Origin of the sequence: Microcystis wesenbergii NRERC-220 (assembly GCF_032027425.1) — a bacterium.
Lineage (GTDB): Bacteria > Cyanobacteriota > Cyanobacteriia > Cyanobacteriales > Microcystaceae > Microcystis > Microcystis wesenbergii_A.
In genome coordinates this window covers 3,445,350-3,458,628 of record NZ_JAVSJA010000001.1, presented here as the reverse complement: position 1 = coordinate 3,458,628, position 13,279 = coordinate 3,445,350, and the positions used below count along the sequence as shown (strand labels likewise).

Genomic DNA, 13,279 nt, shown 5'->3' with positions numbered 1-13,279 from the left:
CCATTGGAAGTACACTGAAGTTGTCGGTCTAATCACCCTAAATCGTGATTTTAGACGGAAACTGTCAGTCTAATAAATAGTTAGGCTGCTAAATCAGCATTGATGTTAATTACCTGCCGTCCCTCTCAATTGAAGCTGAGTTAAAATTGTAGGAAAATCTCAAGTGCCACAATGACCAAGTTACCTAAACGTACTAATTCTCAAAAGATCGGTGTCACTGCTGCCGATCTACTCAGTTCTTTTTTTGTTGAATTCTGCAACGTTATTCCTGTCCCTCAAGAGAGAGATTTAGGTATCGACTTCATTTGTGAAATTATGCAGGGGGGGCACCCAACTGGAAAGTTGTTTAATATTCAATGTAAAGGGAAAGAAGAAGCCAAATTAGAAAGTAATTCAATTACAGTTCCCATTAAAGTTGCAACCCTCAATTATTGGTTACTTCAACCAAATCCAACATTCCTGATTGTCGTTGATTGTCAAAACAGTTGTTTCTATTGGTCTTTTCCGCAGGATTTTCTCCGTTCACATAATAAAAATTGGCAGGAACAACAAACAGTCTCAATTCCAGTTCCTATCCAAAATCAGTTTGAGAAAGCTATAAACATATTACCTAGCCAAATTGTTTCAATAGTTAATTCACACGCCACTGTTGCTTCTAAAAACGGTGATTATCTCGGAACATTGACACTTGGAGATGCCATAAATAGAGCAGCTATTGATTATGGCTTATATGTGCTGAGTTCACCCTTCCATCGCCCTTTTCAGTATATGGGGATGTCTATCGCAGATGCGGCAAGGGCAGTTGGCGGTAAACCCAATAAAGTAGGCAACATTATCATTGACTCCGAGCAAGCTAATATGCTGTTAGAGGCAGAAGGAAATTTTATTAATTATGTAGATATTGAACTAAAAAAGACTGCACCTTGGAGTCAGAGCCGAGCGTTCGATTCTGAGGTGATTTTAGGATTACTTAGTATTAACCCATCTGAGTTAGAACTAGCTCGTACACAAACACACTTCCACACTTATTACGACCACAAGAGAAAGTTAAAGATCAGTGTATCTTGTCAGTATGATGGCGCACCACTATCTGTAGGATTTAGCAGCAAGTATTATGGGGCATAAAATAAATAACCTGTTTTGTTGCATTTCGTCCCAACTAATTCAGTGCGGTCGCTAATCGGCTCTTCTAGGTTCTGTGTGAGCATGGTATAATAGTAATACAGGACAGGAGGTGGGTTATGTGGATAAATTTTGATCAACTCCTCGATTTACCAAATGTAACAGTGGTCAATTATCAAAAAATTGCTCAGACAATTTTCCTAAAGCTCGCTCTTTTAAATGAAACAATTGAATGTCCGAATTGTCATCAAATATTGGACAGAATCAATCAGACTGAGTACAATCTAGTCAGAGATTTATCAATATTAGGCAATCTGGTATATTTAGAAGTACCACGCCGCCAGTTTCATTGTCAAAAGTGCCAGAAATATATTAGCGAAAGATTGAGTTTTATGAGATTAAGACAGCATCATACAATCCGCTATGAATCGATGATTTATGAGAGAGTAAAAAATTCTAGTGTCGAAGAAATAAGTCGAGAAGAAGGGTTAGGATGGGAAGAAGTTGGGTTAATATTTAATCACTTTGCTAAAGAACTAGAAAAGGAAGAGTGGGAAGCACCAAAACCAAGGTGAGAGCATCTGAAAAGCTATTGACAATTGGCCAATTTTGTGATCACCGTGGGCATTTCCAGTGATACCAGTCAGTCAGAATAGTTAAGAAATCGACCCATTTGATTGAGAGGGCAAATTCTCATCAAATATACCTGAATCGTGGGTAAGAAACCCAGATAAAGTTCATTTATAATAAAGTCACAAAAAAAACCTTTGCTTGAACCGATGACGACTTCCTTGACTGAGAGTCTCACCCTTGAAGATTTCCTCAAATTGCCATATTTGGAGGATTCTCCAGCATGGGAATACTTGCATGGAGTCGCAATTCAGAAACCCATGCCTAAGACTCGACACTCTATCCTGCAAAAACGTCTTTTAGCTGAGGTTGACAGCCATACTGTTGATTATACAGCTTTACCTGAGTTGCGATGTACCTTCGGCGGGCGTTCGATCGTTCCTGATGTGGCAGTAATTGCATGGAATCGAATTAACCTGAATCAAGCAGGTGAACCGGAGGACGACTTTACCGAAGCACCTGATTTGACTATCGAAATTCTTTCACCAGATCAAAAGGTAAACCGTGTAATTGACAACATTCTACATTGTTTAAAACATGGCAGTAAATTAGGATGGATGCTTGATCCAGATGATTATTCTGTTTTAATGTTTACTCCCCAACAAGAGCCGGAAGTTTGCAGAGGGGATCACCAGCTTAAGGTAATTGCAGGGGTTCAGTTGACACTGACTCCACAACAAATCTTTGCATGGCTAAAAGTTGGTCAAGCTAGACAAAGTAAGTAGAAGTCTGGGGAGAAGCACGAGGACTAACTTGGTCGTTAGACGAAATTCAATAATAAACGGATTTAGTATAAAATGTCAAAAATTAAAAGTCCCTTGCGCTATCCGGGGGGGAAATCCCGGGCGATTAAGCAAATTCTGCCGCAAATTCCTGTCAATATTAGGGAATATCGAGAACCTTTTTTTGGTGGTGGTTCTGTGTTTTTTGCTGTTAAGCAACTCTTTGGACAACAGATAAAAACCTATTGGATTAATGACTTAAATTATGATTTATATTGTTTCTGGCAATGCGCTCAAGAAAATATTGATTTATTGGTAGCAAAGATAACAGAAATTAAACAGAAATATGATAGAGGACGAGAATTATTTCAAGATTTGACAAGGGAAGATTTAAAGTTAACCGACTTTGAGAAAGCGGTGCGTTTTTTTATCTTAAATCGGATTACTTTTTCGGGAACAGTGGATTCGGGAGGTTATTCTCAAGCAGCTTTTACCAGTAGATTTACTGATTCATCAATTGCCAGATTAACCCAAATTGCCCCGTTATTAGCATCGGTAAAAATTACTAACCAAGACTACGAAGAATTATTATTTGCTGAGGGAAAAGAAGTTTTTATCTTTCTCGATCCCCCCTACTATAGTGCCACAAAATCCCGTTTGTACGGTGTAAGAGGTAATTTACATACCAGCTTCGATCATCAACGTTTTGCCGATAATATGCGTCAATGTCAGGCTAAATGGTTAATTACCTACGATGATTGTCCAGAGATACGAAAACTCTTTGATTTTGCCCATATTATCGAGTGGAATCTTCAGTATGGCATGAATAATTATAAACAAGGACAGGCAGCGGCGGGGAGAGAATTAATGATCAAAAATTATTAGTGCCATGCCGAAGGTACTGAGTAGCAGTAAGCTAATCTTATAGGTTGGGTTGACGACTGTTACCCAATATACTAAATCCTGTTTAAAAGAGATAGAGGAGAGGGGAGCATGGAGTCGGTTTTTAAAGTTTGATCGGGAGTTAATCACGCTATTGAAAACGGATTTAGTACTATGGCATAGAACGAGTTAGTTAGGACAGATGCCTGAAGGCTTTACTCACAGCATCCACAAGGTTTTCACTATCATTGATAATCTGACTAACATAGTTTTTCAATCTAGCCCAGAACTTTTCAATTTTGTTGAGGTCTGGAGAATAGGCGGGTAAAAATAGCACTTCACATCCCGCTTTAGCTAACAATTTTTTGATTCTCTCTTTGGGATGAAAACTGGCGTTATCAATGATGATAATTTGACCGGGTAGTAGTTCGGGTAATAGCAATTGTTCTATCCACTCACACACCAACTCTGTATTACAGTACCCCTCAAACACCATTGGCGCGATCGTGGAACCACGCCACCAACCGCTGATCACACTAACTCGTTCGCTACAGTGACCTAACTTTAAAGCCTCAAATCTTTCTGATTTGTGACAATATCCATAAGGATAATCGATGGTGTTATCTATTCCAGCTTCATCAATATAGACAAATCTTTCCGGGGCATAACCTCTGATTTTTTGGAGAAACTCTTTTCGGGCTTCTTCATCTCTTTCTCTGTAGCCATAAGTTTTTTTTTCTAGTAAATCCAATTCTTTTGAGCGCTTGACCAATTCTCATCCTACTGACTGGGTTAGCCCATTTTTGCGCCATTTTTTCTTGGGTCAAATGCCCATATTGTTCGGCCAACTTTTGAAAGGCTTCTAAATCGTCAATTTGGGGCTTCGGCCCTCGACGATAGTTAGTTTTAGCGGCCACCGTCCCAGTTTGTTTCTTCCGTTTCAGCCATAGGTCTAATGTATTACGACTAATATTGAGGGTGCGACAGACATGGCTTTTTTTCTCCCCTCGCTCTACGGCACTCACTGCTTTCTGTCTTAAATCATCACTATAGGGTGCTGCCATGAAAGCTTCTCCTCATTTCTTTTTCTCTATTATGTCCTAACTATCCCGCTCTTTGCTATATCTAATATTTAACTCAAATAAATTTAAAAATTGCCTTTTTATGCTTGAGATTATGACAAATATCCTAGCTTCGCTGCTCAAATTATTCTCAAATCATGATTGATTACGACGACAATCTTCTTCGTCGCCAAATCTTGATTATTCTCCTTTCGATCGAGCTTAAAAAAATTTTTTCCCAGTCCTTGACAACTTATGTTAAGTTGATAGTGGCAGTTGCCAGAAATTAACCCCCAGTTCTCACCTAGGAATTGTTAAGATGAGGAATTTTTTCTCGTCAGTTTCTAGTGGGAAGAATGGAGTTGAAGACGATTACCTGTCCAACTCGATCGCAGTCCTTTGGCAGAGTGACTGACGGATAAGCTCGATCTGTTTGCAGATTTAGCTAGTTTTCTCGTCGCTAGTCATTCAATGATCAATGGGGAAAGATCGAGCCTACCTAATTTTAACTATCTTCTCTCCTCCCTAATCAAACAATGCCTACCATGACCTTAGTGTTACCAATGGTGTATTTACTGATGATCTACCTCTTACTAGCGATCGCCAAAAAAGCTAAAATCAACTCCTAATCAGTTATCAGTGATCAGTTATCAGTTATCAGTTGATCAGATTTGAGTTTTAAGTGAGCAGTATTACAGCGTTTCTCAGATACATGAGGTTCGTTCTTGCCGCTGAAATAGTTGATTAGCAACTATTAGTGTCTGTGCTTCACCTTGACGAGAAAGGCTGTAAATAGCAGTTTCCTACTGTCTTTTCACTGATAACTGCACACTGATAACTGCACACTAATAACTGCACACTGAAAAAGGCCGACGGCTATAAAACGGGGACGGGCAAATAAACCTTTTCTACCGTAGGAGAAAAACCTAGCCATTGACGAGATAAACGAGCAAAAGTGTTAGGATCACCGCTAACTGCGAAGTTAGTAGGTAGGGGTGTTTCGGGATTTTTTAGACCTAATAATTCTAGCTCTTTTTCCGCCGATCGAACAACGGCAGCGGCGGGATCTACCAACCGCACGGAACTAGGTAAAAGACGACGTAAAACCGGGGAAAGATGGCGATAATGGGTACAACCATAGACCAGAGTATCAATATTTTCTGCCAGTAAAGGCTGAAGATATTCTCTAGCCACTTGTGTGGTGTAGGGGTCAAAAATGCGGTTAGCCTCGATCAAAGGGACAAATTCAGGACAGGGAATTTGCCAAACTTGGGCAGTAGGATCGATTTCTTGAATCGCCTGTTTATAGGCATTACTTTTAGCCGTAGCGGGGGTAGAAATCACCCCAATGCGCTTTCCTTTTTGCACGGCAGTTTTGGCCCCGGGTAAAATTACCCCTAAAATTGGTAAATCTTTAAATTCGGCCCGTACTTCTTCTAAAGCCAAGGCGGAACTGGTATTACAGGCCATAATCACCATTTTCACCTGGCGCTCGCTCATCCAAGTGAGAATTTCCCGGACAAATTCGATAATTTCCCCTTTAGAACGGGTTCCGTAGGGAAGTCTAGCGGTATCAGCGAAATAGAGAATCGATTCTTGGGGCAGTTGTCGATACAACTCCCTTAAAACGGTCAGTCCACCCACACCACTATCAAACACACCAATCGGACTAAATTGTGATTCTCTCATAGATATCGAGGAAAACGCTGATCTAAAGTAGCTTTATTTGATGATATTAAAACACGGATTTTTTGATTGGTAAACTAATGCTCCAATCATTTAATCATTAACGGAGATTTCGTTGAATATATTCAATAATCCCCCTTGCGATCGCCGCCGCCATTTGTCGTTGAAAGTTGGCATTGGCTAATTTAGCCGCATCCTCAGCGCCGGTAACGAAACCCACTTCCACGAGGGTGGAGGGCATTTTCGAGGTTCTCAGCACATAGAAACGGGCCCGACGCACCCCCCGATCGCGCATATCGACAGTGCGGACAATATTGCGATGGATGGTATCCGATAAACGGCGATCACCGAAGTAATACACCTCTAGGCCATTGACATCCGGTCGTGCTTTCCCCATAGAGTTAGCGTGGATACTGACAAATAGATCGGCATCGATCCGGTTAGCCAGATCCGTGCGCCCTTGCAGGGTGACAAAGAAATCGCTATCTCTAGTTAGACGCACATCGATGCCCTGTTGTTGCAGAATGCGGGTAACTTCTAGGGAAATGGGCAGAATCACGTTTTTTTCCTGAAGGCCACCAATTCCGATCGCCCCCGGATCCTTACCACCATGGCCCGGATCGATCACCACCAGAAAGCGGCTATTGCCTTGTCGGGGGGGATTAGGAGTGGGGTTAGAGGGCCGCGGCGGTGGGTTAAATTGGCCCGTATTGGGGGGTAAGGGAACAGGGATAGTGGTGAAGTCAGGAACTTGGGAAACGGGGCTAGAATTGCGGGAGGAAAGCAATTCTAGGGCTAGGGTTTGACCGTCCGATTGATTCAGTTGACCTAATTGAAATCCTGCCGCGGTCTGTACCAAAATCAGCACCCTATTGGCACTTTCCTGACGTACCCGCAATTGATAGATGGGACTATGGCGACCGAAGCGCGGACCACGAAAAGACTCGGCTAACTTAGCATTTTCGATGCGTAGTTCATAGACACCATCCTGGTTAACACTGCCGTTAGCTTTCAGGGGTAAATCCGCACGAATTAAGAGGCGATCGTTATTGCCCGTCAGATCGATCGAGGAGATCGTGGCCAAACGATTGCTAGAAGGGGGATTATTGGCAGTTTTCGGGGGGGGATTGTTGGGGCGAGGATTGGGATTAGTGGCGCTAGTGGGGGGAGGAGAGGAGATATTATCCACGGCACCCAGACCACCCCTAGGCAGTAAAACCAAGCCACCAAAACGACTATAGAGAGCTTGCCAATCGGGACTATCTTTATTAACGCTTAGGGAAATCTTAGCCCGTTGATTGGCAGTCTGACTGAATTGAATATCGCCGACACCGTAACGGTTAACTGGGATAGTTTGACCGGTGAGACTGCTCGGTAAAGTGGCCCCGGGTAATTCAAATTCGATTTTTTTGCCGTCGCGGCTGCGTTGACTGCGGATCGATCGCTCATCACCATTTTGCTCTAAACGGACAAAAAGACCATTGCGAGTGACCTGAAAATCATCGTTGTTGTCCGTCTGGCTAACTGGAGGTGGGGGAGTGGGACGGGTGGAACCGCGATCGGGGGGAGGTGTGGGGTCAGGGGTAACGGGTGGTTCTGTTTGCTCAGTAATCGGTTGGGGTTCTGGCAGTTCCACTGTCCATTGGGTGGGCGAAATTCCGCGAATTCTTACCTGTTGAGGATCAAAGGTGTAGCCTGGGGCCAATTCAATCACTAAACGGGTAGTTTCCGCATCAAATTGACCGATACGGACACTTCTGACGATATTGCCAATGGGCCGGTTAATATTGGGTTGCCCTAACTTGATCCCGGGCAGATCGATCACGATCCTGGTGGGGTTAGTGATCATTTGCGCTCGCGGTTGCACTCGATTGTCGGTGGTGAACACCAGACGATTCTCATTGGTGTCGAATCGCCAAAAGACGAGCTTGCCCGCCCAAGCAGGGGCCGCCACCAGCAACCAAGTTAATGCGCTTAGGAATAACCAATGAAATCTCACGATCGATGCTCCCGTTGCTCGGTTATCAATTACCTTTTTTCGGTAAAAATGGACGATTTTGTCGATTTTTTGCCATCCATAGCTCCGTTAATGCTCTGAGAATGACTATCAATAAAAACAAGCTTATGGGACGTTGGTATGGTCTGCTATGTTTCTGATCAGTTATCAGTTATCAGTCATCAGTTATCAGTTATCAATGAAAAGACAGCGCTGTTAGTACCACTTAATACTGCTCACTTAACACTACCACTGGTAACTGCTCACCGATCACTGCTCACTGATTGAGGACTGGCGGTAGGTTCTTTAAATACTAACCTTAACAGGGGCGGAGCGATAAAGGTAGTCAAGATCACCATCATAATAATGGCCGCATCGGTAGCGGGGGATAAAGCGCCACTAGCAGCCCCGACTCCAGCAAAGACTAAACCCACTTCACCCCGGGGAATCATGCCAACTCCGATCGCCAAGCGATTGAGTTTTTCCTTGCTGAAAACGGCTAACCCCGTCACCACTTTACCCAAAATAGCGACGACAATTAAGAAAGCCGCTAAGACTAATCCTTCTCGATTAGTGGGAATAGCGGGATTAAGGACACTTAAATCGGTTTTTGCCCCCACACAGACGAAAAATATCGGTACAAATAAATCGGCGATCGGGAACACTTGTTCTGCCAATTCCGATCGCTTTTCCGTTTCCCCTAGGACTAGGCCCGCGGCAAAGGAACCGAGAATCGCTTCTAATTGGATAACTTGGGCAATATAGGCAAGAATAAAGGCGAAAATCAGGGAAACTAAGAGCAATTGTCCCCTAGTTTTCATGCTATTAACTAATTGAACGTAAAAGGGGCTTAAAAAACGACCGATCAGGATCGCCCCGATCACAAAGGCGCTAGAACTAATAGCTAGATAAATTACTTTGCTAATCTGCACTTCTCCGGTCTTCACCAAAGAAGCAACGACGGCGAGAACGATAATACCGAGAATATCATCGAGAACCGCTGCCCCGATGATAATTTGACCTTCTTTCGCCGATAACTGCCCTATTTCTGCTAAAACCTTGGCGGTAATGCCGATACTGGTAGCGGTTAAAGCTGCCCCGGCAAAAATAGCGGGAATGGTGGCCAGATGAAAGATATAGATTAAACCCAAAGTACCCACCAAAAAGGGAACCGCAACCCCCACCACTGCGACGGCAGCTGCCTGTGGACCGACGCGAATTAATTCCTGCAAGTCTGATTCTAAACCGATCTCGAACAGGAGGATAATTACCCCCAATTCCGAGAGGACGGAAATCACCTCACTGGCAGCACTAAAAACGGCGGGAGATTGCTCCGGGATGAGGGGGGAAGTGGATTCTAGGAAGTGAATTAGCAAAGAATCCTCGAATCCCGCCCCACCTTCTGGAAAAACCAGTAATTTTAGGACAGAAACCCCGATAATCACGCCACCGACTAATTCTCCTAACACGGGAGGCAAGTTGAATCGGACGCAGATTTCCCCCCCCAGTTTACAGGCGAAATAAATAACGGTCAAACTCAGCAGCACGCAGGCTAAAACTAAGGCACTATCAGCAGTTTCGGCTGTAGCTGCCGAGGCTAACAGGGGAAGATTAGGACTCCAAGCGGAAGAAAGGAAAGGCTGTAGTATCATCGCTTGCTCAAAATTACTCTCAATTCTGTCAGGTAAACGAAGCGTGGAAACTGGAAAGGAACGCGAAAGGGGAATTATTGCGCCAACTCAAAAATGAAACGCACGACTCCTCAAGAGTTGACGGAGAGCCTCTTCCCAACCTCCTCCTCCTACCTTGAAAGTGGGAAGTAGGAAGTGGGAAGTGTGGGAAGCAGCGGGGCGGGGAGGCTACCGCTTTCATCCTTGACGGTGTAACTTGTTACATGGCCACTGCCTCCGTTGACCATCGAGACGGTTCTAACTGGTTGACGTACTCTATATATTGAGCTAATGGTTGATCCATGCTCAGGAGCAATTTTGGCTTAAATTGAATATTATCGTAAATTTTGCCGTCTTCATCCCTGAGCATATAATAAGCTAATCGAGTCCAGAGCAGTAACAGGGTACTAAGAAGATACCCCCTAATACCGGGGCGTTTTTCTGTTATATAAATCGGCTGAATTCTTGTCTTGGCAGGTGCTATGGGGGTATAAGCATAGAGCATATATAGGGGGGGGAAAAGCTGCACGTTTTCCATCATTTTTAATAAACCAATACAGCCATAAGCATATCGCATAGAATACTGATATGTAGCACCCAGAAATCTTTGACCTAACCTTTCTCTCCAAGTAGTTTGTGGAAATTGTCTCCTGATGGTAAAGTCAATTTGTGTACCGATTTCACTGGGGAAATTTAGTGATAGTTCCATTTTGATATCTAAATGATGTATGGTTTTTAAATGTTGAATATCAATCCCATTCATCATACAGATATGATGATGGCAAGTTCTAGTAAAAGAGCGATCAGTTTGTGTGAGAATTTCTTTGTCTTTTAGTTCATCAAAGTTAGGTACTTCTTCTGGTGCTTCAGCATCAGGATAAATCCAGATAAATCCATATTTTTCCTCCGTTGCATAAGCTTGTACTCTAGCTTGAGCAGGAATTTCTGATTGACAGGGAATGTGTTGACAAAGACCACTTTCATCAAAAGTCCAATGATGGAAAGCACAACGAAGAAAATTGCCTTTAACCTCTCCAATTCCCAAATCGGTTCCTAGATGAGGACAGTAAGCATCTAAAGCCCGCACTTGCCCGTCCTCCCCGCGGAAAATAACAATTCTTTGTCCGCACAATTCTAGAGATTTTGCTTTCTTTTTAGGTATTTCTTGACTAGAGCAAGCTATATACCAGCCCTTAGCTATTACATCCCAATTATTAAAAATTTGCATAGGTATCTATTCCAGTCAAGTAGTAGATTGATAATTTTGTAAGATTGCTTTTCTCTCTTGAATATCATCTCGATATTTACCCATCAAAACTCTCAATAACATTTTACCTAAACAATAAGAAGCTCGCCAGGAAAATACTGCATCTTGTAAATCAATATGGCTGCGCTCAAATAAAAGATGTCCGGTTAATCCCAGCACCTGAGTTAGAGGTAAACCCAACAGCAGCCAAAAATTTTGCGATCGCCAAACAGAAAATATCAAACTATAGAAAAAGAATATTCCTAGAATGTGTAAAGTAATATTAATTGGCTGTTGATGTTTGATCACAAAAATATCCCAATAATCTGTAAACGGATGCGCCAAAATTTGGTTATTAATTCGATTGATTAATTTTGGATTATTTCCATAATTTAGTTTACTCATAAGCTCTAGCGGTTTCTCCTCACATCAAGCACGATTTAATTATTTTCTCTTGTCTGGCAATTCTCAATGAAATAGAAACAATTCTCCTGCCGACCAGCTGTGGCTACCGGTAAGTTTACAACCTAAATAGGATCGCTATATATGTATCAGGTTCAGCGAGGAAATAAAACTGTTCCCAACTTGGTTTTTCCCAAGATATCCTTCACCTTACCTCCACTAACAACCGGAACTCCATTAATATAAACCGCTTGCACAATCTCCTGCGAGCCGCGCTTGACCATACGCAATTCACCGTCCAAGATTGGATCTGATATTTCCACTTGAGGACTGATATGCTGATGGAGAGAATGGGGTTCAAGTAACACTATATCAGCTTTGGCGCCGACTTTGAGGATACCTGTATCCAGGCGAAACCATTGTGCTGGTTCTCCCGTAACGCGGCTAATAGCAGCTTCAGGGGAAAGGAACTTAGTGGCTACTGCTTGTTTGAGCAAAGACAGAGCGCCATCATAATAGCCTAGATTGCGGACATGGGCTCCAGCGTCAGTAAAACCGGCTAAGATATAGGGATGCCGCATCAGGGCTAAACGCGGGATGGGGCGATCATTTGCACCTGTAGCCACCCAGCGTAAATCTGTGTCATATTGTTGGAGTGCGTCGATAAATAAATCTACTGGTTGTTGTTGTTTTTGACGAGCAATTTCGGCAAAACTCAGACCATACCAACTTATTTCTGGACAACGGATAACTTCTATCAGATCTAAACGGCGATGGAAGGATTTACGCCAATTACTGGTCCATTCTTGGCAAAATTTGTGTCGGAAACCTTGAGATTGCCATAGTTCTTCTCGCTCTTTTCTTGACTGACAACTATTGAGTTCTGCGCCGGTAGGGAATTCTTCAAATAAGGGAGTAACCGGTCCATCGGAAAAAATGGTAAACGGTTGTGTTAACGTTTGAAAACGGACATTTCCACCTAATAACCGATTCCAAATAAAAAGCAGTGGAGCAAATATGCGCCAGAGTTGGCGCTGGTGGACAGCATCTAAAGCCGAGAGAATTGTTAAACGCAGTTGTTTTTTGCCAATTCCTGAACCCAGCCGCAGAATGTCAAGGAAAGAAGAGAGCCGTTGTAGGTTAGGGGTAACTTGAAAAACGCGATCTTTTTGCCTGCATAGAGCAGCTAACATGGCATATTCTTGAAATTTTGCGTGTTGAGAAGGAATGGTATAACCTCGCCACTTTCCAGTCATACGATGCCAAGGAAACATATCAATGGAAATGCCCAGAAAACCTGCTTCTAAAGCATCTGTGGCTATCTGCTGCATAATTTTTAGTTCAATTTTAGTTGGTTGAGCAGTTAAGCTCCGTTCCAATCCCATTACATGGGCGCGTAGAGCGCTGTGTCCAAACATGGGAGCGACATTGGCCCCAAGAGATAACTTTTGTAAATGCTGTAAATATTCCGTCGGTGTTTGCCAATCAATCGACTTTTGTAGCCATTTTGCAATTAACTGATGGGAGATTGTTTCTACTCTTTGAAAAATATCTGCTAACATTTGCGGTTCACCGATAGCAATGGATAGGCTACAGTTACCAATGACTACGCTGGTCACTCCATGGCGGACTGATTCACTCAATCCCGGCGCAATTTCTAATTCTAAATCGTAGTGGGTATGAATATCAATAAATCCCGGTGTTACCCACAACCCAGTGGCATCTACTACTTCAAGTGCAGGGATATTTAAGCCAGGAGCAATGGCGACAATCTTACCTTCTTGAATGCCAATATCTCCGACCATGGCAGGAGAAGATAAGCCATCAAAAATTAATCCATTTTTAATTAGTAGATCTAACAT

11 protein-coding genes and 1 pseudogene are annotated in these 13,279 nt (G+C 42.9%); 4 read left to right on the top strand and 8 right to left on the bottom strand.

The window, feature by feature from the left end:
• The first annotated feature begins 171 nt into the window (after window positions 1–171).
• From RAM70_RS16860 to RAM70_RS16845, 4 genes and pseudogenes are all read left to right on the top strand, one after another.
• The gene (locus RAM70_RS16860; protein WP_190380277.1) at window positions 172–1,125 is read left to right on the top strand and encodes a DUF4365 domain-containing protein; all 954 of its coding nucleotides are present in this window, start codon (window positions 172–174) and stop codon (window positions 1,123–1,125) included.
• A gap of 116 nt (window positions 1,126–1,241) precedes the next feature.
• Window positions 1,242–1,688 (top strand): annotated as a pseudogene (locus RAM70_RS16855) (transposase family protein); the annotation flags it as partial.
• Between the two features lie 213 nt (window positions 1,689–1,901).
• Window positions 1,902–2,477, top strand: a complete 576-nt coding sequence (locus tag RAM70_RS16850; protein ID WP_190380278.1) for a Uma2 family endonuclease — start codon at window positions 1,902–1,904, stop codon at window positions 2,475–2,477.
• 72 nt (window positions 2,478–2,549) lie between these two features.
• Entirely contained in the window at window positions 2,550–3,359 is an 810-nt protein-coding gene (locus tag RAM70_RS16845; protein ID WP_312674738.1) for a DNA adenine methylase, read from the top strand.
• 190 nt (window positions 3,360–3,549) lie between these two features.
• Here RAM70_RS16845 and RAM70_RS16840 read toward each other — a convergent pair whose 3' ends face one another.
• The 8 genes from RAM70_RS16840 to RAM70_RS16805 all read right to left on the bottom strand — a co-directional run bounded on the left by RAM70_RS16840 (window position 3,550) and on the right by RAM70_RS16805 (window position 13,279).
• Entirely contained in the window at window positions 3,550–4,107 is a 558-nt protein-coding gene (locus RAM70_RS16840; protein WP_008204666.1) for an IS630 family transposase, read from the bottom strand.
• Window positions 4,061–4,420 (bottom strand): IS630 transposase-related protein, encoded by a 360-nt coding sequence (locus RAM70_RS16835; protein WP_312674736.1) that lies wholly within the window; start codon window positions 4,418–4,420, stop codon window positions 4,061–4,063. Before RAM70_RS16835 ends, RAM70_RS16840 begins: the two co-directional genes overlap by 47 nt.
• Before the next feature lie 873 nt (window positions 4,421–5,293).
• Window positions 5,294–6,106 (bottom strand): glutamate racemase, encoded by an 813-nt coding sequence (murI, locus tag RAM70_RS16830; RefSeq protein WP_312674734.1) that lies wholly within the window; start codon window positions 6,104–6,106, stop codon window positions 5,294–5,296.
• A 97-nt stretch (window positions 6,107–6,203) separates the two neighbouring features.
• Window positions 6,204–8,102 carry an N-acetylmuramoyl-L-alanine amidase gene (locus tag RAM70_RS16825; protein WP_045357823.1) on the bottom strand — a complete coding sequence of 633 codons (1,899 nt, stop codon included), beginning with the start codon at window positions 8,100–8,102 and terminating at the stop codon, window positions 6,204–6,206.
• Window positions 8,103–8,362: 260 nt separating this feature from the next.
• A complete protein-coding gene (locus RAM70_RS16820) occupies window positions 8,363–9,751 on the bottom strand; it encodes a cation:proton antiporter (RefSeq protein ID WP_312674731.1) in 1,389 nt (462 codons plus the stop codon).
• A gap of 238 nt (window positions 9,752–9,989) precedes the next feature.
• Complete coding sequence (locus RAM70_RS16815; RefSeq protein WP_312674730.1) at window positions 9,990–10,997, bottom strand: Rieske 2Fe-2S domain-containing protein; 1,008 nt, start codon at window positions 10,995–10,997, stop codon at window positions 9,990–9,992.
• Between the two features lie 15 nt (window positions 10,998–11,012).
• On the bottom strand, window positions 11,013–11,420 hold the full coding sequence (locus RAM70_RS16810; protein WP_045357816.1) for an Mpo1-like protein: 408 nt from the start codon (window positions 11,418–11,420) through the stop codon (window positions 11,013–11,015).
• Window positions 11,421–11,572: 152 nt separating this feature from the next.
• On the bottom strand, window positions 11,573–13,279 hold the full coding sequence (locus RAM70_RS16805) for an N-acyl-D-amino-acid deacylase family protein (RefSeq protein WP_190380373.1): 1,707 nt from the start codon (window positions 13,277–13,279) through the stop codon (window positions 11,573–11,575).